This window comes from Pseudomonas sp. P5_A2_2, assembly GCF_054177685.1.
Genome location: NZ_JBGCUL010001338.1, coordinates 1 through 1,039 on the forward strand (window position 1 = coordinate 1; position 1,039 = coordinate 1,039).

Annotated in this window: 2 protein-coding genes and 1 pseudogene; all 3 read left to right on the forward strand. The window is 61.1% G+C overall.

Features of this window, described 5'->3' with window-relative positions; translation table 11 throughout:
* A pseudogene (locus ACXRVY_RS31250) lies at window positions 1-158 on the forward strand (phage holin family protein); the annotation flags it as partial.
* A complete protein-coding gene (locus tag ACXRVY_RS31255) occupies window positions 155-499 on the forward strand; it encodes a hypothetical protein (RefSeq protein WP_457266285.1) in 345 nt (114 codons plus the stop codon). The pseudogene ACXRVY_RS31250 and the gene ACXRVY_RS31255, both read left to right, overlap by 4 nt.
* Before the next feature lie 168 nt (window positions 500-667).
* On the forward strand, window positions 668-1,039 hold a 372-nt coding region (locus ACXRVY_RS31260; protein WP_458239242.1), incomplete at its 3' end, for an HD domain-containing protein.

Here is a 1,039-nt window from a genome sequence, read left to right on the forward strand (position 1 = left end):
CCTATCGCCTGACCGCCATCATCGGGCTCTGTGTGTTCTACACCCTCGCCGCCATATTCTGTGGAATGCGCTTGAGAGCAGCGATTTTCGATGAGTCCTCACCCTTCAACGGCACGCTGGAAGAGCTGGCCAACGATCGGGAGCGCCTGCTGCCATGAGCCTGCCTGAATTGCCACACAACAGCTCACGCACGGAAATGCGCAAGGCCCTGATCCGCTTGCGCATGGAAATGCATCGTCAGGAAATCCGCCACGAATCCGCGCAACTGCTGCAACCCTTGCAACGCGTGCGCGGGATTACGCAAAACCTGCAGGACGGTTTTGGTATCAAGCACGCACCACTCTGGGGCGTAGCCGCCGTCACCTTGCTGGGCTTTCTGGGCGGCAAGGGTGCGAAAAACGGTGGCGGCCTCAGCAGCCTGACCCGGCTGGTCCGGCTCGGTGCCACACTGGCCCCGCTGATCAAGCTGATCATGCAGGGCTCTTCACGCAAAGACTGATCAATCTGGCACATGTGGTGGTGCGTTTCCGGCACGCCGGCGCGCGGATAGCCATCGATGATTTCGGTGCCGGTTACTTATCGATATCGACGCCACCCAGTTCCGCTTGCAGGTCATGGCGCGAAACGGGAAGCTAGGCTATCAGTCACCTGAYGGAGAGACCCCGCCTTGGATTGGCACACTCTGCTTACCCGCGAACGCCTCGGAAAACCTCTGCACAGCCCAGAAGAGCTTGGCCGCAGCCCTTTTCACAAGGACCACGACCGCATCATTTTCTCGGGGGCTTTCCGCCGCCTCGGGCGCAAGACCCAGGTCCATCCGGTGTCCAGCAATGATCACATTCATACGCGCCTGACCCACTCGCTGGAAGTCAGTTGCGTGGGTCGCTCACTGGGCATGCGGGTCGGCGAAACCATCCGCAATGCCCTGCCCGACTGGTGCGAACCCAGCGACCTGGGGATGGTGGTGCAATCGGCTTGCCTGGCACACGACATCGGCAACCCGCCTTTCGGCCATTCCGGTGAAGACGCGATCCGGCAC

Excerpts from the sequence above, each read along its gene's own strand:
- ACXRVY_RS31255 (WP_457266285.1), top strand. The coding sequence starts at position 155 with ATGAGCCTGCCTGAATTGCCACACAACAGCTCACGCACGGAAATGCGC.